Genomic DNA, 19,308 nt, shown 5'->3' on the forward strand with positions numbered 1-19,308 from the left:
CCGGCAACTATGGTCATGAATTTACAAAATGTAAACGCAGATTTCCGGCACTTATAATTCACTTGACTGAAAAAGGGGATTGCGCCGTGAGCCGCATCAATATAACAACTTGTAACTACATTTTGTAACTGGGGAGGAAATCGTGACGGATCTGCCATTGAAGGGCGTGCGCGTGCTAGATGTTTCGGCCGTTCTCGCCGCACCGGTCACCTCGACGTTTCTCGGCGATTTCGGCGCCGAGGTCGTGAAGATCGAAGAGCCGGGGGTCGGCGATTTCACCAGGGGCAGGGCGGCCACGCCCGGCGGCCGGTCGCCGCAATGGCTGCAGGAGGCCCGCAACAAGAAGTCGGTCACCCTGAACCTGCGGACCCGGGAGGGCCAGGCGCTGCTCAAGCAGATGATCCCGCATTTCGACGTCATGGTGACAAACTACCGTCCGCCGACGCTGGAACGCTGGGGCCTTGGGCCCGCCGATCTGGAAGAGCTGAATCCGCAAGGGATCTTCGTCTTCATCACCGGTTACGGGCTGGACGGGCCCTATGCGGGGCGCGGTTCCTTCGATCGGATCGCCAGCTCCTTCTCCGGCCTGACCTATACCAGCGGCGAGGCCGATGGCGACCCGCTGCGCTGCGGCTACGCGGTGGTGGACTTCATGTCGGCCTACCTGGCGGCCTTCTCCGTGGTGACTGCGCTCTATCATCGCGACATGCAGGGCGGCAGCGGGCAGGTCATCGACCTGGCGCTCTACGAAGGCGGACTGCGCGCAACCGAGGAATCGGTCATCGACTATTCGCTGACCGGCGCGATCCGGGGGCGGACGGGCAACAGCAGCCCCTTCATGGTCCCGGCCAGCGATTTCACCACGGCGGATGATCGCCGGATCTCCCTGCACGCGGCGACCGACACGCTGTTCCGCAAGCTGGCGGGGCTGATGCAGTGCAAGGAATTCCTCGAGGATCCGCGCTTTGCCACCCGCGCCAGCCGGATGGCCCATCCGAACGAGATCTACGGCAAGATCGCCGATTGGGTGGCCCGGTTCGATGCCGATGACGTCGTGACCCGCCTGAACGAAGCCGGGGTGCCCTCGGCGCCGGTGATGAACGTGGCGGACCTGTTCCGTGATCCGCACATCGCCGCGCGGGGCAACCTGCTGGCGGTCGAGGACGAGGAATTCGGTGAGGTGCGGATGGTCGCGCCCATCCCGAAACTGTCCAAGACGCCGGGTCGTGTGCGCAGCCTCGGCCCGAAGCTTGGCTCGCATAACGAGGAGATCCTGTGCGGGTTGCTGGGCCTGGGAAGCGAAGAGGTCGCGGCACTGTCCGCCAAGGGCGTGATCTAGGCCCGGATCCGGGCTGCATCGGGCTGCCTCCGGGGTCGCAATCGACCACTGAGGAACGGCCGGGAAGGGAAGAGGAAGAAGAATGTCGATTACCGCGAATGTCGTCGTGCAGGTGGAGAAAGAGGGCGCCCTCGAGATCCGGGAGCTGTCACTGCCCGATCCCGGTCCGCACCAGGTCGCCGTGCGGATCCTGGCCACCGGCCTGTGCCAGAGCCAGGTCTGGTGGACCCATCAGCCGCGCCAGCGCCCGGTCCTGTTCGGCCACGAGGGCTATGGCGTTGTCGCCGCGAAGGGCAGTGCCGTCCGGGGGCTGAGCGAAGGCGATTACGTGCTGGTCACTTGGCTGCCGCGCCTGGGCCCGGACGGCCGGATGCCCGAGATCTCGACCCTGGACGTGGGCGGCGGCCAGACCGGCGCCGCGCCCAATGTCTTCACCTGGGCGGACTATACCCTTGCGGATGAGCTCTATGTCCGCAAGCTGACCGGCTCGCACAGCGCCGCGACCGCCATCGTCGGCTGCGCGGTGATCACCGGGGCCGGGGCCGTGATCAACTCGGCCGGAGCGAAGAAGGGCGACCGGGTCGCGGTCTTCGGTGCCGGCGGCGTCGGGCTTTGTGCCACGACGGCGGCCAGCATCCTTGGCGCGGACGAAGTCGTGGCCGTCGACATCTCGGACGAGAAGCTGGCCTTCTCCCGTCGCTTCGGCGTGACCCAGACGGTCAATTCGCTGAACGGTGATCCGGCGCGGGCGATCCATGACCTGCTGCCGGGGCGTTGCGGTTGCTGCTCGGGTGCGGATATCGCGCTGGATTGCGTCGGCCTGCCGCAGACCACACTGCAGGCCTACGGCAGCCTGCGCGATGGCCGCGTCGGGATCGAGCGGGGCGGGAAATGCGTGGTCGTGGGGCTGCCCAAGGCCAATTGCGACCTGCCCGCGCTGGACATGGTGATGCGCGAGAAATCCGTGGTGGGCAGCCTGGCCGGCTCCTGCCGTCAGGAGCAGATCGACGAATTCGTCGACTGGTACCGCGACGGGCTGCTGGACCTGGATGCCATGATCACCGACCGGATGTCCTTCGAGGAGATCATCGAAGGGACCGCGAGGCTGGAGCGCGGCCAGATCGAGGGTCGCGCCCTGGCGATGATCTGAGACCCGGGCCCCTGCGGCCCGTCGCGGTGGCTGCTCCGCATCCCGGATGCGGCGCGGCCACCACGCCATCCTTCCCGTCCCGGGGACCGGCAAGGCGCCGTCCCCGGGCCCGGGGACAAAAGAGTCTGACGACGAAAGTTCCGGGGAAAGAATGACTGTCCAAGCACCCAGGTCTCCGGCCTGTCCCGCAGAGGGCGGGGAGGCAACCTCTCCGAAATGCCGCGCAGGCAAGAGGTGGGCCTCATGATCGCGCCGCGTTTCGATCAGCGGCCGGTCTGGCTGCAACCTGCCTGGCTGCGGCGGGGGCGCATCGGCCCGGCGGATCTGCGGGCCGACCTGCTGGCCGGGCTGACCAATGCCGCGATGGTCCTGCCCCAGGGCATCGCCTTCGCGGTCATCGCCGGGCTGCCGCCGGAATACGGGCTCTATACCTCGATCATTCCCGCGGCCGTCGCCGCCTTCTTCGGCTCTTCCATGGTCATGGTCTCGGGCGCGACCACGGCGCTGTCGGCGCTGCTGTTCTCCAGCCTCTCCGGCCTCGCCCCGCTGGGATCGGCGCAATATGTCAGCCTCGTGCTGGTGTCCACGCTGCTGGTCGGCGTCTTCCAGTGCATCGCCGGGCTGGCCCGGCTGGGCCGGCTGGTCAGTTTCGTGTCGCATTCCGTGCTTGTCGGCTTCACCGCCGTCGCGGCGCTGCTGATCGCGATCAGCCAGCTTTCCGGGGCGCTCGGGATCGATGTCGGGCCCGGCGGCACGGTGATCGAGCGCCTGCTGGACCTGGCGCAGCATATCGGCGGGATCGATGCCCGGGCCGTTGCGGTCGCCTCCGTCACCCTTGCGGTGCAGGTGCTGGTGGCACGCTACATCCGCTGGCTTCCCTCCTTCATCGTGGCGCTGATGGCCGGCACCCTCGTGGCCTGGGGCCTCGGCGGGGCAGAGGCGGGCATCCGCATGATCGCGCCCATCTCCACCCCGTTGCCGCATTTCACCCTGCCGGAACTGACCTTCGCCCATATCGCCCTCGTCGCCCCGGGCGCCGCGGCCATCGCCATGCTCGGCCTGGTCGAGGCGATCACCATCGGGCGCGCCTTCGCCCATCGGCGCGGCGAGGACTTCGATGCCAACCGCGAGATCATGGGCCAGGGCCTGTCCAACGTGATCGGCGGGTTCTTCCAGTGCTATGCCAGCTCCGGCTCCTTCACCCGCAGCGGCGTCAACGCAGAGGCCGGTGGCCGCACGCCCCTGGCCGCGATCTTTGCCAGCCTGTTCCTGGCCCTGGTGCTGCTGGCCTTTTCCTGGGCCATCGTTCTGATCCCCTATCCGGCCATCGCCGGTCTGATCCTCTTCGTCTCCTGGCGGCTGATCCGGATCGACGAGATCCGCCATATCCTTGTCTCCAGCCCGGCCGAGGCCACGGTGCTGGGCCTGACCGTCGCCGGCGGGCTCTTCGTCTCGCTCGAGGCCTCGATCTACGTGGGCGTGATCGCCTCCTTCGCGGTCTTCATGTGGCAGAGCGCCCGGCCCGAGCTGGTGGTGATGGCGCCGACCGCGATCCGGTCCGGGCGGCGCAAGTTCCGCAATGCGCGGCTGCACGAGCTGCCGCAATGCCCGCAGCTGGTGACGATCCGGCTGGACGGGCTGCTCTACTTCGGCTCGGTCGACCATGTCTCGGCGGCCTTCCGCGAGATCGAGGACAACAGCCCCCGCCCCCCCGGCATCGTGCTGGCCCTGAAGGGCGGCGGCTCCGTCGACCTGGCCGGGGCCGACATGCTGATCCACGAGATCCGACGCGCGCGGCGGCGCGGCAGCCTGTTCCGGATCGTCGCGCTCTACCCGCCGCTGGTCCGCGATCTTGAGCGCTACGGCGTCGTGGCGGAGCTGGGTGAGGACAACCTCTTCGTCTCGAAGGGCGACGCGATCGATTCCGCGATCCGCTCGGTCAAGCCCGAGATCTGCGCCACGTGCCGCGCCCGCGTGTTCCTGGAATGTGGCGAATTGCCCGGCGCCCGAACCCATGCGGGAACCGGCGCGCGGGCGGAGGACCCGGCGGAACGGATGGCAGGAGGACGGCGGTTGGCTGCAAGGGCCGAACCGGCAGAGTGAAGGAACCGGCCGGAGGCCCGAACGCGAGGCATTCCGGGGTCCGGCATCGGCGCGGCGGGACGGTCCCGCCAGGGAGGCAGAGCATGACATCACCGAAGGATATCGCCTTCGAAACGGCCCGCCAGGAGCTGCGCGACTGGGTGCAGCGGGTCGCGATCCCCAACGAGGCGCGCGTCGCCGAAGCGGACGAGATCCCCGAGGACTTGGTCGCGCAGATGCGCAGCCGGGGGTTCTTCGGCTGGACCATTCCCCAGGACCATGGCGGCGCGGGCTACGGGATGGAACAGCTGGTGCTGATGAACCTGGAGATCGCCCAGGCCGCGACAGCCTTCCGCGCTCGCTCCGGCACCAATACCGGGATCGCGGTGGCCGGGCTGGTCGCGGATGGCACGGAGGCGCAGAAGCGCCGCTACCTGCCGACCCTCGCCCGGGGAGAGATCACTGGCTGCCTCGCCCTGACCGAGCGCGAGGCGGGATCGGACGTGCTGGCAATGACCACCACTGCCCGGCGCGATGGCGCGGAATACGTGATCGACGGATCCAAGGCCTTCATCACCAATGCGCCGATCAGCGATCTCTTCACGGTGATCGCCCGCACCGGCGAGGCGGGATCGCGCGGCAGCCGCAACTTCAGTGCCTTCCTGGTCGAGAAGGGGACGCCGGGCCTGAGCACCGGCCCGGCCTATCGCAAGATGGGCCAGGAGGGGTCTCCGGTCTCCGAGGTGCATTTCGACCGCTGCCGGGTGCCCGCCGCGAACTTGATCGGCGGGGTCGAGGGGGAGGGCTTTGCCACCGTCATGACCGCGCTCAACCGCCAGCGGATCAGCCTGGCGGCGCTCTGCACGGGCTTGGCGATCCGGCTGTTGGACGAGATGGCCCGGCACGCAACCGCCCGCCATCAGTTCGGCCGGCCCATCGGTGCCTTCCAGCTGGTGCAGGCGATGATCGCTGACAGTCAGACGGACATCCACGCGGCCCGGGCGCTGATCCTGGACACCGCGCGGCGGTGGGACGCCGGCGAGGAGGTGATCATGGAGGCCTCGATCTGCAAGTATCATGCCTCGGAAGCCGCCGGACGGATCGCCGACCGGGCGGTGCAGGTGCTGGGAGGGGCGGGCTACGTGGCCGATTACAGCCCCGTGGAGCGGCTGTTCCGCGAGGCGCGGCTGTTCCGGCTCTACGAGGGGACCAGCCAGATCCACCAGCTGAACATCGCGAAACGGACCCTCGCCACCTACGGGCTGACGGACTAGGCCGGAGCTGCCGTGGACATTGGCTCCGGACCGGCATTAAATCACCTGACAGACGTTTGATCCGAGGTACCCAGCCCATGCCCCCTTCTTCGCGCAATCGATCCGAAGTCGAAGCGGCTGCCGGCAAGTCCGACGAGCGCAGTGCTGACCGCAAGGAGCAGCGCAGCCGCGACACGCGCGAACGGTTGCTGCTGGCGGCCGAGCGTCTTTACGCAGAGGAGGGGATCGGCGCCGTGTCGATGCGCCGGATAAACAGCGCCGCTGACCAGAAGAACGTCTCTGCCCTGCATTACCATTTCGGCTCGCGCGAGGCGATCATGGAGGCGATCTTCGACTACCGGATGAGCCGGGCCGGACAGCGCCGCCAGGAACTTCTGGAAGAGCTGATCGATCGCGGCCAGAAAAAGGACGCGCGCGCGCTGGTCCACGTGGCGATCTGGCCATTGGCCGAGCAGATCATGAACGATGCGCAGCCGAATTACTTCGTGCGGTTCCTCGCCCAATCGCACCGGCTGCCGCAGTTTGACAGCTGGCTGTTGGTTCGTCACCGCAACCGGCAGTCGATCATGCAGGTCTATCTCATGATCATGCGCCTCGGGACGGGGCTGCCGCGCTCGATCCTGCATACCCGCGCCATCATGTCGCTGCGCCATGCGATCTACATGCTGGCCGACCTCGACCGGCTGATAGAGGAACGCCACGCGGAGGTCCGCGACGAGATGGTGGCCTTCTATGCCAACGACCTGATCGACATCATCACCGCGGATCTGATGGCCCCGATGTCCAAAGCGACCGAAAGTGCCTATGCGGCTTTGCAGCCCTTCGGGGGCGGACCGGAAGTGGCCCTTTTCGGGATGGACACGCTGCAGGCGCACCAGCGCCGGACCGCGCGCCGCCGGCAGAAGGCGCGCGGATAGATCGCCCCGCTCATGGCACGCCGGTGGCCCGGCAGGGCGGTTGCCTCAGCGCGCAGCCGCGATCCCCGTTGCTGTCCCCGCCACCCCGAGGCTGGCCAGGGCGGCGTCGCGGCCGGCCCGGCCCTCTGCCGCCATCATCGCCACGGGGGGGCGCCCGAACTTCAGGGCCTGCACCGCGCCCATGTCCAGGGTCTCGGGGGTCGCCACCTCTTCTGCCAGCAGTTCCGACACGGTCAGGAAGACCGAGCCCTTGAGCCGCAGCCGGATCCTCTCGCCCGTGTCGGGCATGACCGGTTCCGAAGGCTCGGTGATCGTCCAGCTGCCCCCGGTTTCGGCAAGGCGCACTAGGCATTGCGCCGGGGTGTAGTACGGGCCCAGGGGTTCGAGGTTGCGCAGGGCATGGTGCATGACCGGCAGGCCGACAAGGTTCATCGTGGCGAAGGGGCCGATCGGCACCCCAAAAAGCGCGCGGCCGACCGCGTCGATCTGCGCCGGGGTGCCCAGCCCGTCTTGGCAGCAACGGGCGGCTTCGTTGGCATAGGGCAGGAAGATCCGGTTGACGGCAAAGCCGCGCTGGTCGCGGCAATGCAGCACGGTCTTGCCGGTTTGGGTCAGGAAATCGCCCAGGGCCGCGACGGCGGCGCTGCCGGTCGCGTTGCCACGCACCAGTTCCACCACCGGGTTGACCTCGGCCGGGTTGAAATAGTGCAGGCCCAGGAAGCGCTCGGGCCGAGTCAGGCTGCCGGCCAACTCGCCGACCCGCAGGCTTGATGTGTTGGTGGCGATCACGCAGTCCGGGGGCACCAGCTGCTCAAGCTCCCGCAAAAGCCGGTCCTTGACCGCCAGGTCCTCGTACACCGCTTCGATGACCAGCTGCACGCCCGCGACGCCGGCCATGTCGGTCGAAAGGATCAGTCCGCGCGCGACCGACCGGGCCTTGTCCGGGGACATGCGCCCCCTGTCGACCTGGCGTTCGAGGTAGCGGGTCAGGCGGTCGCGGGCCCGCTCCAGACTGGCTTCCGAGGGATCTATCAGCAGGGTTCGCAGCCCCGAGGCGACGGTGCTGATGGCGATGCCGCCGCCCATGGTGCCGGCTCCGATAACGGCAAGCCTCTTGATGGAATCCAGGCTCATCGTTTCAGGTTCTCCACTACAAGGGCAATGCCCTGCCCGCCGCCGATGCACATGGTCGCCAGGCCGTAGCGGCCGCCGGTACGCTCCAGCTCGTGCAGCAGCTTCACCAGGATGATCGCGCCGGAGGCGCCGATCGGGTGGCCCATGGCGATGGCGCCGCCGTTGGGATTGACACGCTCGGGATCCAGGCCAAGCCCCTTGGTTACCGCGCAGGCCTGTGCCGCGAAGGCTTCGTTACTTTCGATCACGTCCAGGTCGCCGACCGCCAGCCCGGCCCGCTCCAGCGCCTGACGGCTGGCCGGGATCGGGCCGAGGCCCATCACCTCGGGCGCCACCCCGCCCAGGCCGGTGGCGACGATCCGAGCCATCGGCGTGGCCCCCCTTGCCCGCGCGGCCTCTTCCGACGCCAGCACCAGCGCCGCCGCCCCGTCGTTGAGCCCGCTGGCATTTCCGGCGGTCACCGTGCCGTCCTTGCGGAAGGCCGGGCGCAGCGCGGCCATGTCCCGGGCAGAGACGTCCGGGCGGATCATCTCGTCGGTGGCAAAGCTGACGGTTGCGCGGCGCGAAGTCACCTCGACCGGCAGGATCTGGACATCGAACCGGCCCTCCTGCCGGGCGCGGGCGGCGCGACGGTGGGACTCGATGGCGCAGGCGTCCTGGGCGGCGCGGTCGATCCCTTCCCGGGTGGCGACGTTTTCGGCGGTGATCCCCATGTGGCCATTGCCGAAGGGATCGGTGAGCGCGCCCAGCATCATGTCGACGGCACCGACATCGCCCATCTTCGCGCCGAAGCGCGCGGCGCTCATCAGGTGGCCTGCGCGGCTCATGCTTTCGGCGCCGCCGGCTAGGGCCACGGCGGCATGGCCCAGCACGATCTGCTCATAGGCCGAGATCACCGCCTGCAGGCCACTACCGCACAGCCGGTTCAGCGTCAGGGCCGGGCTTTCGGCGGGAACGCCCGCACCCAGGGCGACGACCCGGGACAGGTACATGTCCCGGGGTTCGGTGTGGATCACGTTGCCCATGAAGGTCTGCTCGATCGCCTCCGCCGCAAGACCGGCGCGGGCGATGGCCGCGCGGGCCACAAGGCTGCCAAGCTCGGTCGGGGCGATGGCGGACAGGGAACCACCGAAGGTGCCGATGGCGGTCCGCATGCCGCTCAGGATCACGACGGATGGGGTCATTTTCTTTCCTTTCCTCTCCTGTCCCCGCGCGGGTGGCCCTGCGCGGGGATCTTTCCTGTCGTTCCGGATCATCGGCCCCGTTCCTGGCCGGTTTCTGGAGGCTCAGACGCCGTCCCAGATGGCGGGCAGCGGACCGTCCTGCATACGAATGGTCACGCGTTTCGTCCGGGTGCAGCCGTCCACCGCATCCATGCCGAAGGCGCCGCCCAGGCCGCTGTCCTTCCAGCCGCCGAAGGGCAGGCCGGAATCCATCACCAGCGTCGTGTTGCCATGCACCACGCCCGCCTGGATCGCCGACATCATCCGCAGCAACCGCGCCGAATCCCGGGTCCAGACATAGGCCGCCAGCCCGAATTCGGAGTTGTTGCACAGGGCAACGGCCTCTTCCTCGGTCGAGAACTCGACCACGCTGAGGACCGGGCCGAAGATCTCCTCTCGGTAGACGCTATGGTCCGGGGTGACGCCGGTGAAGATCGTCGGAGCGACGTAGAAGCCCGCCTCCTGACCCTTGGGCCTGTGGCCGCCATGGGCCAGCACCGCGCCCTGGGCGGTGCCCGATCCGATCAGGTCCACGACCCGGTCATACTGCCGCTTGCAGACCACCGGCCCGACCTGAGAGGTCATGTCCATCGGATCGCCGATCCGGACATTGCCCAGCCGCTCCTTCATCGCCGCCACGAACCGCCCGGCGATAGAGGCATGGACCATCAGCCGGGTCGAGGCCGCGCAGATCTGTCCGGCATTGGTCAGGACCCCGACCAGCGCAGCGCGCACGGCCGAGTCGAAATCGGCATCCTCAAAGACCACGATGGGCGACTTGCCCCCCAGTTCCAGCGTCACCTTCTTGAAGCTGTCGACGCCCGCCGCCAGCACCCGCCGCCCCGTCGCGGGCGAGCCCGTGAAGGAGATCCCCGCCACCGCCGGATGTGCGCAGAGCAGGTTGCCCGTCACGCCGTCGCCGGTGACCACCTGAAGCACGCCCCCGGGCATGCCGGCCTCCGCCCCCAGCTCTGCCAGGCGCAGCGCCGAAAGCGGAGAAAGTTCGGAGGGCTTGACGATCACCGCATTGCCGCAGGCCAGCGCCGGAGAGGTCCGCGCCAGGAAGGAATGCGCCGGGGCGTTCCAGGGCAGGACCACCGCATAGACGCCAAGCGCCTCGCGGACACTGTAGGACAGCCGCCCCGAGACATCGGCCAGCTGCTGACCGTAGATCTTGTCGGCCATCCCGGCCCAGTAGCGCGCATGACGGGAGGCGCGGCGGGTCTCGGCCAGGGCATCGCGGATCACTTTGCCCATGCAGGCGACATCCATCTTCGCGATGGCCTCGGCCTCCGCGTCAATCAGTTCGCCCCACTTCCACAGGATCTTGCTGCGCTCCTCGGGGGCCAGGCCGGCCCAGGTTGCCTGACCGGCGGCGGCGCGGCTGACGGCGGCGTCGATCTCTGCCTGGCCATGGCAGGGGACCGTCGCCACGACCTTGCCATTGGCGGGGTTGATCACTTCGACGCTGCGCAGCGCGCTGGTTTCGTCTTTCATCTTTCTGTCTCCTTGTCCTGACCGCGTGGCGGCATAACGTCTTCGGTCACTGCCGGACCCGGGGGTGGCAGCGTTGAAATCAGCTCTGTCCGGTCGGGTTCCGGCTGCAGCGGCGCGGCCTAGGCCTCTTCCTGCGCCTCGGCCCCTTGGGCAGCGAAGCTGTCCAGGAAGCGGATCCCCTCATAGTCCGCATCGCGGATCCGGTCGCAGATCCGGCGGAACTGGTGCACACCCCCGGCATAGGGCATGAACACCCTGGGCTTGCCGGGAATGTTCGCCCCCAGGTACCAGGAGGCCGCCTTCATGTAGAGCGTGCCTTCGGCGGCCTTCTGGACGGTCTCCATCCAGTCCGCCTCGGCTCCGGGGTCGGCCTCGACGACGCGGGCTCCCTTCTGCGCCATAGCGCGCAGCAGATCGGCCAGCCAGTTCACGTGTTGCTCGATCGAAACCACGACATTGCCCAGCACGGACGGGCTGCCCGGCCCGGTGATGGTGAAGAGGTTGGGGAAGCCCGCGGTCATCAGGCCCAGGTAGGACGTTGGCCCCGCCGCCCATGTGTCGCGCAGCCTCCGGCCATCCCGGCCACGGATGTCGATCCGGCCGAGCGCCCCGGTCATCGCGTCAAAGCCGGTGGCGAAGACGAGGTCATCGACCTCGAAATCGCCCTCTGCGGTGGTGAAGCCGGACGGGGTGATCGCGGCCAGCGGCGCGGCCTTCACGTCCAGAAGCTGCACGTTCGGGCGGTTGAAGGTCTCGTAATAGCCGGTGTCGATGCAGATCCGCTTCGCGCCGATCGGATAGCCCCGGGGGGTGAGCCGTTCGGCAATCTCCGGATCCTCGACCAGCCCGGCGATCTTGCGGCGCACGAAATCGGCAGCAAGGGCGTTGGACTCGTCGTCCGTCGCCAGGTCCGAGAAGATCCACATGAAGTCGATCCCGCCGCGCTTCCAGCCTTCTTCGAAGATCTCCTCGCGCTCGGCGGGGCTGACCGTTTTCGCGGGCTTCTCGCCCAGCGGGCGGATCGTCCCATTGGGAAACTGCTCGCGCGCGGTCCTGCGGATCGCGGCATAGTCGGATTTCCACGACCGCTCGACCGCCTCCGTCATCGCGCTGTTGCGCGCCGGGATGGAGAAGTTCGGCGTCCGCTGCAGGACATAGAGCTTGTCCGCCTGCCGGGCGATCTGCGGGATGGCCTGAGTGCCGGAGGACCCGGTCCCGATGACGGCGACCCGGCGGCCCGCGAAGGAGACCTGCTCCTTCGGCCAGGTCCCGGTGCGGAAGATCCGGCCCCCGAAACTGTCCAGGCCGGGAATGTCGGGAATGTCGCCGGAGGACAGGCAGCCGGTCGCCATCACGCAGAACCGCGCCGCGATCGCCCTGCCGTTCTCGCATTCCAGGTGCCACAGCCCGTCGGTTTCATCCAGCCGGGCGGCGGCGACCCGGGTGTCAAAGTCGATGTCCCGGCGCAGGTCGAAGCGGTCGGCAACATGGTTGAGATACTTCAGGATCTCGCCCTGGGTGGCGTAGCGTTCGCTCCAGCTCCAGTCCTGCTGCAGGTCCTCGTCGAAGGAATAGGAATACTGCATGCTCTCGATGTCGCAGCGCGCTCCGGGGTAGCGGTTCCAGTACCAGGTCCCGCCGACGTCCGATCCCGCCTCTAGGACGCGGACCGTCAGGCCCATGCCGCGCAGCTTGTGCAGCAGGTAGAGCCCGGCAAAGCCCGCCCCCACCACCACGGCATCCACCCCAAGGAGGCCGCCGTCTTTTTCGGGTATCGTCATGATCTTGCTCCTGTGGCCATCGCTTAGTGCAGCCGCGCCGACAGATCGTTCTCGAGCGCGCGAAATGTCTCTGTATGCACCAGGGTTTCGGGATTGCGGGGATGGTCAAAGCCGGGCTCCACCACCAGGTCGAAGCGGCCATCCTTCAGCAGGATGATGCGGTCGGCCATCAGCAGCGCCTCGGTGATGTCATGGGTCACGAACACGACGGTCTGACGGTGCTGGGTCCACAGGTCCATGAACTGCGAACGCACCTCCAGCTTGGTCTGGGCGTCGAGGGCCGCGAAGGGTTCGTCCATCAACAGCAATTGCGGCCTGGAAACCCAGGTGCGGGCCAGCGCAACGCGTTGCCGCATGCCCTGGGACAGCTGCCAGGGCATCTTCCGCGCCGCCCCTCCCAGCCGGACCCGTCCGAGCATCTCCTGCGCGCGTTCGGCGCGCTCTGCCGCGGCGACGCCGCGGATCTCCAGCGGGAAGGCGACATTGTGCAGGGCCGAGCGCCAGGGCATCAGCGCATCGCGCGCGAACATGAAGCCCATGTCGCGGCGCACCGCCCGCGGCGCCTTGCCCAGCACCGTGAGCGCGCCGGCGGTCTGATCGATCAGACCGGCAATGCAGTTCAGCAAGGTGGTCTTGCCGCAGCCGCTGCGGCCGACAAGGACCAGGAACTCGCCCTTGCGGACCTTCAGCGAAACATCGTCCAGTACCGTATGGGCGGTCCCGTCGGTCGGGTTGCGGAAGGTGACGGTCAGGTTCGTGGCCTCGATCAGGCTGTCCTGCGCAAGCGGCCCCTGCGGTGCGGCCTCCGGCGTGAAGGCGTCCATGCTTTCGAAATTTCCCATTGTCTCCTCCCTCACTGTGGTGCCTGCCAGTGCAGCAGCTTGCGTTCCGCCCATCCGGTCAGGGCGTTCATCATCCCGGCGATCACCGCCAGGACGATCAGGATCGCGTAGACCGTGGCCATGTCGAACTGGGCCGAGCGTGCGGCGATCAGTTGCCCCAGCCCATCATTCGCGCTGATCAGCTCAGAGGTCACGACGGCCAGCAGCGAATAGACGAGGCCCAGCCGCACCCCCGCGAAGATGCTGGGCAGGGAGACGGGCAGCAGGATCTTGAAGAATTTCTGCACCGGCGTGACGCCCATGACCTCGGCCATGCGCATGACGTCGGGATCGGCGCTTTTGACGCCGGCGCGGGCGTTCACGATCAGGATGAAGACGACCACGCTGAAGGCCAGGGCCACCTTGGCCTCTACCCCGAAGCCGAAGGCGATGATGAAAAGCGGCGCCAGGGCGACGCGCGGCATGCTGTTCAGCCCGCTCAGGACGGGCTCTACCGCACGTTCGACCCGTGGCATCAGCGCAAGGAGCAGGCCGATGGCGACGCCGATGACGCAGGACAGGGCCAGGGCGATGACCACCGCCTGCATCGTGGCCAGGAGGTTATCCAAGAGGACGCCGTCGTGCAGCAGCGTCAGGAACGAGGTCCAGACCTCGGCTGGGCTGCGGTTCAGGGACTTGTTGCCGATGCCCAGAACATTGACCAGCTGCCACAGCAGGACAAGGCCCAGGATGACGGCGACCTGACTGGTCGCCATGAGGATCTTCTGACGGTTCAAAGCGCGTGACATCCGGTGCCCCCCTCAGCGTCCGCTGCAGCTTTGGTCCACCATGTCGGCGAACGGCGGCGGGGTCATGGGATGCCCTTCTGACATCGGCATGAACTGCGCCTGCCGGGCCCAGCTCTCTTCGGTCCAAAGCGGCGAACGCAGGGCGCTTTTTGTGCTGTCCCAGACGCCGGCGGCCGTTTCCTCGTCGATGCCGAGGGTCTTGCCCACGTCGACCCGCATGGCCTGTTCGTTGGCCGGATCGACGGCAAAGTCATAGGCGGCATGCCAGGCACGGCAGTAAGCGGCCTGGGTTTCAGGATAGGCCTGCCGGAACGCGCAGGTCGACATCGGCCCGACCTGGATCATGTCCTTCAGGGTGGGGACGTCGCTGTCGAAAAGTCGTGCGACGACCTGGAAAGAGCCGGGCTTCAGCTTGCTTTCCAGCGGCGGGAAGGCGAGTTGCACATCGACCATCGCGTTCTCGAAGGCCGGCACGATGGTGGCCAGTCCGCCGGTCGCCACGAAGGTCACGTCCTTCTGGGGATCAAGCCCCGCATCGGCCAGCACGCTCGAGGCCCATTGCTCGGTTGCGGTGCCGCGCCCGACCACGCCGATCCGCTTGCCCTTTAGGTCTCGGATCGACTCCGGGAAGCCCTTGCCGATATTGGGCATTTCCAGCTCCGACCGGGCGATGAAGGAATAAAAGCCCCCGATCCCGGCGCCGAAATAGGTCAGGCATTCGCCCTTCTCGTGCAGATTCCAGGCGAAGATGGGCGCGGCCGAGGTGAAATCGGACGATCCGCCCAGCACGGAGGACACCATGGCAGAGCCATTGGTGACCTCGACGAAATGGCCAGTCAGCCCCTCTTTCTTCAGGAATCCTTCCCAGAGCGCCACGCGCTCGATCAGAGTCACCAGGCTGCCGGTAAAGACGGTCACGTTGATATCGGATTTCTCCGGAGCCGCTACGGCGCCGGTTGCCGACCCAAGTCCGATGACGCAGGCGGCGACGCAGACGGTTGCTTTCTTGAAGCTCTTGATCATGTCCATTGCTCCTCCGCTGGACAAGGTATTCAGATCGTCGAAGGGCGCGGGCCATCCCGGCCGCGCCCATCTTCGCCGTCCCTGCCGTTGGGCACCCGGGTGCCGGTCCGGTGCGGCCTCTCCATGGCGCGCAAAGGGGCGTTCCCTGCGGGCGGGGCCCGACAAGGATCCGTCAGGGCGATCCTGACGGCGCGGTGATGGGATGCCTGCGGTGTGCGGCGGGCCTTCGCCTGTCGGTACCGCGAAGACGTCTCCAGCCCTGTCGGTCTCCTCACCGATGTCGCCGGAAAATGCCGGTCTGACCGCGCCCTGCGTCCTCACGCTCTTCGGGCCCTGTCGCTCCGGCTCGCACCTGTACGGACGCGGCCTCCTCCCGCTGTACAAAGTGTAATTACATTTTGTTAAATCCGAAGCATGCTCCACGCAAGAAATTTTTTACACTTTGTAACAAGAGGGCGGGGCGGCAAGGGAACAGGAGTGTCAAATCATATGACTTAAGACTTGACTTACATTGTGTAAGATTGGATCCTTTGATCCAATGGATAATTGTTTCCTTTCCTTGCGTATACTTACGGATTTCGTCGCATCGAGGGGGGACAGGGATCGCGCCCCGTCCAGTGCGGATTGAGGGCCGGACAGATGCTGTTCGGGAGAGGATGCGCGCTGGTCAGAGGATCCCTCGTCAAAGGACGGATCAAGGCGCCCGGCTTGGGCGACCGACACGCAAAGGAGGAGATGATATGCCCAACCCGGAGCTGCTCGCGCAAGGTGCCCAGTTCGAGAAGTCGTTCCAAAGGATCGCCGAGGGCGTCTGGATGGCGGTCGGCTATGCCCTGTCCAATGTCTTCGTGATCGAGGGCGACCTGTCGCTGACTATCGTGGACACGACCGAAAGCACCGCGGCCGCCGCAGAGATCCTGGCAGAGATCCGCCAGCGGACCCGCAAGCCGGTCGAGCGGATCATCTACACCCATGGCCATCGCGATCACATCTGCGGGGCGACCGTCTTTGCCCAGGGCTCGCCACCGCCGATATACGCCAGCTCGGTCTTCGATCCGGACATGCTGGGCATCGATCCGCATCAGATCCGGCCGACAGAGGCGCTTTATTGGCGGACCCAGGCCCAGTTTGGCATGGGGCTGGATCCCCGGACCTCCCTGTCGCATGGCTGCGGCCCGGCCTCTCGGCCGATGCGCGGGTTGGGTGAGGGCTACCTGCCGCCGAACCGCTTCGTCGATGGCGAGATGGAGATCGACCTGGACGGCGTGCCGGCGCGGCTGGTCATGTCTCCGGGAGAGACAGATGATCACATGGTGGTCTGGCTGCCGGAGCAGAAGCTGCTGATCGGTGGCGACAACTGGTATCATGCCTTCCCCAATCTCTATACCATCCGGGGCACGCGCTTCCGCGATTTCGGCAACTGGGCCGACAGCCTGGCCTTCATGCAGACCTTCGATGCAGAGATCTTCGCCCCCGGACATACCCTGCCGATCCACGGGCGCGAGCAGATCCTCGATGCGCTCGGCTCCACCCGCGAGGCGATTCTCGAGGTGATGCGCCAGACCACCGAACTGATGAATCAGGGCGCCTCGATGGAAGAGATCGCGACGCGGGTCGCTCTGCCGCCGCACCTGGCCGCGAAACCCTGGTTGAAGGAATTCTACGGCAAGGTTTCCTGGTCGGCGCGCGGCTTTGCCCAGGGCATGCTGGGCTGGTACGACGGGAACCCGACCCATCTGGGGGCACTGCCGGACCGGACCCGGGCCCAACATCTCGCCGACCTCGTCGGGGGCGTAGACGCCCTGCAAGCCGCGGCGCAGGCGACAACGGACCTGCAGTGGAAGATGGAGCTGGCCGATCACCTGATCGCCCTGGGTCAGCCGGCCGAACCGCTCAAGATCGCCGCCATGGAAGCGCTGGCAGAGACGGAAATCAACGCCATCGCCCGCAACGTCTATCTCTGGGAGGCTGAGCGCCTGCGCAGCGGACGGGCCCGCAACGGCAAATCCCACACCGGTATCGCCGCCTGACGGCGGCTCTGGACCCGACGAGACAAAGGATCATCCCCATGCGTGCTGCCGTGCTCGAGGCGCCGAACCGTCCGCTTGTCATCCGCGAGGTGACGCTTGCGGACCCGAAACCGCAGGAAGTCATCCTGCGCACCGCCGCCGTTGGCCTGTGCCACAGCGACCTCCTGTTCATGGAAGGGCAGCGCGACATCCCCTTTCCCGCTATCGTCGGCCACGAGGTCGCCGGGATCGTCGAGCAGGTTGGCGCCCAGGTGCCGGGGCTGAAGCCGGGCGATCACGTGGTGGCCACCCTGACCGCCTATTGCGGCCATTGCCCCAGCTGTGTGACTGGCTTCCAAGTCCACTGCGAGGATACCTCGGTCAAGATGCCCTTCGGCGCGGCTGACAGGATCTTCGGCGCCGGGGGCAAGATCAACCAGATCATGAACCTCTCGGGCTTCGCCGAGAAGCTGCTGGTGCATTACACCAGCCTGGTCCGGGTCAGTCCGGAGATCCCGCTGGACCGCGCCGCCCTGCTGGGCTGCGCGGTGACGACGGGCACCGGCGCGGTCTGGCGGACGGCGAAGGTGGAACCCGGCAGCACGGTGGCGGTTGTCGGTTGCGGCGGCATCGGGCTGGCCACGATCAACGGCGCGGCCATTGCCGGGGCAGGGCGGATCATCGCCGTCGACCTGTCGCCGAAGAAGCTGGAGATGGCCCGGACCTTCGGCGCCACCGACCTTGTCGATGCCGCGCAATGCGATCCCTTGGAGGCTGTCCGCGATCTGACCGGCGGCGGCGTGGACCATGCCTTCGAATGCATCGGCCTGCCCCTCACCGCCCGCCAGACCGTCGAGATGACCCGCCCGCACAGCACCGCGACCATCATCGGCGTCTTCCCCAAGGGCACCGACATCAGCTTTCCCGGAGAGCTGCTGCTGAACCACCGGAAGGTCCAGGGGTCTTTCTTTGGCTCGGCGCTGCTGCCGGTCGACATTCCCCGGCTGGTCGATCACTATCTGGCCGGGCGGCTGAAGATCGACGAGCTGATCTCCAACCGGATCAGCCTCGATCAGATTAACGAAGGTTTCGAGGATCTGAAATCCGGCAACGTTGCGCGCAGTGTCGTGGTCTTCCCTGATGTCCTCCCCTGACGCGCCGTGCAGCGATACCCTCTACCGCGTCATGCGCATGCGGCTGTTCGAGTCGATCGAGACGGCCTACGTCTCCTCTGACGATTTCGCTGATCTGGCGTTGGAGCTCGAGGACACCTGCGGCGAATTCCACCTTCAAAAGGTCCTCTGCCTCCCCTCCCCCACCGGCCAAAACGGCATCGCACTTGCGACAGAAGGGACGCAGCAGGCCATTCAGCAGGCGAAGGGAAGGCCTCAGGTGACCGCGACAAGCACGGCAGCGGTCCAGGAGCATGGTCCGGTGCACCGGGCAAACCACCTGCTCCGCCAATCGCCAATTTGCCCGCAGATAAGCGTCGCGGCCGGCGGCGACATCCGCATCGAAACAGGCAAGGCAGACCGGTACAGTCTCGGTCAGAAACCAATCCTGCGGCCGATGAGGATTTCGGGACGCCAGTGACCTGCGCCGAAGCCGTTCGGGATCGATCCGGCAGGCCTTGGCGCAAAGCCCGAGCAACTCCATATCCGGCGCCACATCGTCAACCTGCCGCGCGCCTGCGTCCCTACCCCCCTCCCCAGCCAGGTGCACCATCAGCTCAAGGGGCTCCGCCCCGTAGCGCGCGGCAACCCGCGCCACCCAGGACGAAAGCAGTTCGTCCCGGAACGGACGCGGCGCGACGGGCAGTCTGGCCGCGCTGTGCGCCGCGCTTGCGGCTTGCACGACCCCCGCCACCACGACGTCGGCTGTCACCAACTCCGGCGGCAACATCGCTGAGCGCGCGGGAATGGTTACCACGTCGGCCCGCTCCACGGGCCGCCAGGGATACGATAGCGCGGTGGATCTGGGCCTTGCGGCCAGCATGGGGCGGGACTTCGGGGCCGGCGGCCTCGGGGTCGGTCTGCTGGGCTGGTTGGCCGCGCCAAGCGTGTCGACGGATTCCGTGCTGTTGGTGGAGTTGCCTCCCGGAACTGACATTGGGCCCTACGAGAAGAGGTATTCTGAGCTCTTCGTGAAAGCTGTCGGCTTTAATTCCGAGGGCTATTCGCCCGTTGTGGAGGCCAAATGGCGTTGTTGCAGAACTCAGCCGGTGAAGGATTCACATCGGGAATCCATGC

At 67.0% G+C, this 19,308-nt stretch carries 15 protein-coding genes; 7 read left to right on the forward strand and 8 right to left on the reverse strand.

What is annotated here, in order from left to right:
* Positions 1-142 precede the first annotated feature (142 nt).
* The 5 genes from AC2ITM_RS23715 to AC2ITM_RS23735 all read left to right on the forward strand — a co-directional run bounded on the left by AC2ITM_RS23715 (position 143) and on the right by AC2ITM_RS23735 (position 6,762).
* Positions 143-1,339 carry a CaiB/BaiF CoA transferase family protein gene (locus tag AC2ITM_RS23715; RefSeq protein ID WP_486470661.1) on the forward strand — a complete coding sequence of 399 codons (1,197 nt, stop codon included), beginning with the start codon at positions 143-145 and terminating at the stop codon, positions 1,337-1,339.
* 82 nt (positions 1,340-1,421) lie between these two features.
* Entirely contained in the window at positions 1,422-2,489 is a 1,068-nt protein-coding gene (locus AC2ITM_RS23720; protein ID WP_486470662.1) for a zinc-binding dehydrogenase, read from the forward strand.
* A gap of 243 nt (positions 2,490-2,732) precedes the next feature.
* A complete protein-coding gene (locus tag AC2ITM_RS23725; RefSeq protein ID WP_486470663.1) occupies positions 2,733-4,592 on the forward strand; it encodes a SulP family inorganic anion transporter in 1,860 nt (619 codons plus the stop codon).
* 83 nt (positions 4,593-4,675) lie between these two features.
* Positions 4,676-5,845 carry an acyl-CoA dehydrogenase family protein gene (locus tag AC2ITM_RS23730; RefSeq protein WP_486470664.1) on the forward strand — a complete coding sequence of 390 codons (1,170 nt, stop codon included), beginning with the start codon at positions 4,676-4,678 and terminating at the stop codon, positions 5,843-5,845.
* A 77-nt stretch (positions 5,846-5,922) separates the two neighbouring features.
* Positions 5,923-6,762 (forward strand): TetR family transcriptional regulator, encoded by an 840-nt coding sequence (locus AC2ITM_RS23735; RefSeq protein ID WP_486470665.1) that lies wholly within the window; start codon positions 5,923-5,925, stop codon positions 6,760-6,762.
* 45 nt (positions 6,763-6,807) lie between these two features.
* Here the strand turns inward: AC2ITM_RS23735 and AC2ITM_RS23740 are convergent, their stop codons facing one another.
* From AC2ITM_RS23740 to AC2ITM_RS23770, 7 genes are all read right to left on the reverse strand, one after another.
* On the reverse strand, positions 6,808-7,896 hold the full coding sequence (locus AC2ITM_RS23740; protein WP_486470666.1) for a 3-hydroxyacyl-CoA dehydrogenase family protein: 1,089 nt from the start codon (positions 7,894-7,896) through the stop codon (positions 6,808-6,810).
* Entirely contained in the window at positions 7,893-9,080 is a 1,188-nt protein-coding gene (gene bktB, locus AC2ITM_RS23745) for a beta-ketothiolase BktB (protein WP_486470667.1), read from the reverse strand. Before bktB ends, AC2ITM_RS23740 begins: the two co-directional genes overlap by 4 nt.
* 102 nt (positions 9,081-9,182) lie before the next feature.
* Positions 9,183-10,616, reverse strand: coding sequence for an aldehyde dehydrogenase family protein (locus AC2ITM_RS23750; RefSeq protein ID WP_486470668.1), 1,434 nt, complete (start codon positions 10,614-10,616; stop codon positions 9,183-9,185).
* 119 nt (positions 10,617-10,735) lie between these two features.
* Positions 10,736-12,397 (reverse strand): flavin-containing monooxygenase, encoded by a 1,662-nt coding sequence (locus AC2ITM_RS23755; RefSeq protein WP_486470669.1) that lies wholly within the window; start codon positions 12,395-12,397, stop codon positions 10,736-10,738.
* Between the two features lie 23 nt (positions 12,398-12,420).
* Positions 12,421-13,239, reverse strand: a complete 819-nt coding sequence (locus AC2ITM_RS23760; RefSeq protein WP_486470670.1) for an ABC transporter ATP-binding protein — start codon at positions 13,237-13,239, stop codon at positions 12,421-12,423.
* 11 nt (positions 13,240-13,250) lie between these two features.
* Positions 13,251-13,994 carry an ABC transporter permease gene (locus AC2ITM_RS23765; RefSeq protein ID WP_486470671.1) on the reverse strand — a complete coding sequence of 248 codons (744 nt, stop codon included), beginning with the start codon at positions 13,992-13,994 and terminating at the stop codon, positions 13,251-13,253.
* Positions 13,995-14,039: 45 nt separating this feature from the next.
* A complete protein-coding gene (locus tag AC2ITM_RS23770) occupies positions 14,040-15,056 on the reverse strand; it encodes an ABC transporter substrate-binding protein (RefSeq protein ID WP_486470672.1) in 1,017 nt (338 codons plus the stop codon).
* A 734-nt stretch (positions 15,057-15,790) separates the two neighbouring features.
* Here AC2ITM_RS23770 and AC2ITM_RS23775 point away from each other — a divergent pair.
* Positions 15,791-17,080, forward strand: coding sequence for an alkyl sulfatase dimerization domain-containing protein (locus tag AC2ITM_RS23775; RefSeq protein ID WP_486470673.1), 1,290 nt, complete (start codon positions 15,791-15,793; stop codon positions 17,078-17,080).
* Positions 17,081-17,118: 38 nt separating this feature from the next.
* On the forward strand, positions 17,119-18,213 hold the full coding sequence (locus tag AC2ITM_RS23780) for a Zn-dependent alcohol dehydrogenase (protein ID WP_486470674.1): 1,095 nt from the start codon (positions 17,119-17,121) through the stop codon (positions 18,211-18,213).
* Here AC2ITM_RS23780 and AC2ITM_RS23785 read toward each other — a convergent pair.
* Complete coding sequence (locus AC2ITM_RS23785; RefSeq protein ID WP_486470675.1) at positions 18,137-19,168, reverse strand: TniQ family protein; 1,032 nt, start codon at positions 19,166-19,168, stop codon at positions 18,137-18,139. The two genes, AC2ITM_RS23780 and AC2ITM_RS23785, sit on opposite strands and share 77 nt — an antisense overlap.
* Between the last annotated feature and the right edge of the window lie 140 nt (positions 19,169-19,308).

The organism is Pseudooceanicola sp. NS-SX9 (genome assembly GCF_057380705.1).

What these genes read in the sequence shown, in the direction of transcription:
- AC2ITM_RS23775 (WP_486470673.1), top strand. Translation starts at nt 15,791, where the DNA reads ATGCCCAACCCGGAGCTGCTCGCGCAAGGTGCCCAGTTCGAGAAGTCG.
- AC2ITM_RS23755 (WP_486470669.1), bottom strand. Translation starts at nt 12,397, where the DNA reads ATGACGATACCCGAAAAAGACGGCGGCCTCCTTGGGGTGGATGCCGTG.
- AC2ITM_RS23725 (WP_486470663.1), top strand. Translation starts at nt 2,733, where the DNA reads ATGATCGCGCCGCGTTTCGATCAGCGGCCGGTCTGGCTGCAACCTGCC.
- AC2ITM_RS23765 (WP_486470671.1), bottom strand. Translation starts at nt 13,994, where the DNA reads ATGGCGACCAGTCAGGTCGCCGTCATCCTGGGCCTTGTCCTGCTGTGG.
- AC2ITM_RS23750 (WP_486470668.1), bottom strand. Translation starts at nt 10,616, where the DNA reads ATGAAAGACGAAACCAGCGCGCTGCGCAGCGTCGAAGTGATCAACCCC.
- AC2ITM_RS23785 (WP_486470675.1), bottom strand. Translation starts at nt 19,168, where the DNA reads ATGTCAGTTCCGGGAGGCAACTCCACCAACAGCACGGAATCCGTCGAC.
- AC2ITM_RS23735 (WP_486470665.1), top strand. Translation starts at nt 5,923, where the DNA reads ATGCCCCCTTCTTCGCGCAATCGATCCGAAGTCGAAGCGGCTGCCGGC.
- AC2ITM_RS23770 (WP_486470672.1), bottom strand. Translation starts at nt 15,056, where the DNA reads ATGGACATGATCAAGAGCTTCAAGAAAGCAACCGTCTGCGTCGCCGCC.
- AC2ITM_RS23730 (WP_486470664.1), top strand. Translation starts at nt 4,676, where the DNA reads ATGACATCACCGAAGGATATCGCCTTCGAAACGGCCCGCCAGGAGCTG.
- bktB (WP_486470667.1), bottom strand. Translation starts at nt 9,080, where the DNA reads ATGACCCCATCCGTCGTGATCCTGAGCGGCATGCGGACCGCCATCGGC.
- AC2ITM_RS23720 (WP_486470662.1), top strand. Translation starts at nt 1,422, where the DNA reads ATGTCGATTACCGCGAATGTCGTCGTGCAGGTGGAGAAAGAGGGCGCC.
- AC2ITM_RS23780 (WP_486470674.1), top strand. Translation starts at nt 17,119, where the DNA reads ATGCGTGCTGCCGTGCTCGAGGCGCCGAACCGTCCGCTTGTCATCCGC.
- AC2ITM_RS23760 (WP_486470670.1), bottom strand. Translation starts at nt 13,239, where the DNA reads ATGGGAAATTTCGAAAGCATGGACGCCTTCACGCCGGAGGCCGCACCG.
- AC2ITM_RS23740 (WP_486470666.1), bottom strand. Translation starts at nt 7,896, where the DNA reads ATGAGCCTGGATTCCATCAAGAGGCTTGCCGTTATCGGAGCCGGCACC.